This is a genomic window from Gemmatimonadota bacterium, from assembly GCA_026706845.1.
In the GTDB taxonomy this organism is placed as follows: Bacteria; Latescibacterota; UBA2968; order UBA2968; family UBA2968; genus VXRD01.
This window is the reverse complement of sequence record JAPOXY010000138.1, coordinates 29,940-30,382: the sequence shown is the minus strand read 5'-3', so window position 1 is coordinate 30,382 and position 443 is coordinate 29,940. Positions and strand designations below refer to the sequence as shown.

The window sequence follows — 443 nt, the reverse complement described above, 5'->3', positions numbered from 1 at the left end:
ATTCACGATTTGAAAGGGATTGAGTTTGCAACCGGACTGACAAGACTGAATCTTAGAAACAACAGCATCTCGGATATCTCGCCACTGAAAGACTTAATCCACTTGACGCAGTTGGCCCTTAACGACAACAACATCTCGGATATTTCACCGCTTGAAAACTTAAGCAACCTGACAAAGTTGGATATTTGGGACAACAGCATCTCGGATATTACACCACTTGAAAACTTAACCAGTCTGACACATTTGAGTCTTAGCTATAACCACATCTCAGATCTTTCACCACTTGAAAACTTAACCAGTCTGACAAATCTGGAGCTACGCAACAACAGCATCTCGGATCTCGCACCACTGGCTAAGTTAGCCAGTCTGACAACACTGATACTCGACTCTAACCGCCGCATCACAGACCTCATACCACTGGCTAAGTTAGCCAGTCTGACAAG

At 44.2% G+C, this 443-nt stretch carries 1 protein-coding gene; it reads left to right on the top strand.

All coding sequences use genetic code 11. The features are described 5' to 3' along the window. Positions 1–443 (top strand): leucine-rich repeat domain-containing protein (locus OXG87_13630; protein MCY3870596.1); only part of this gene is annotated, 443 nt, incomplete at both ends.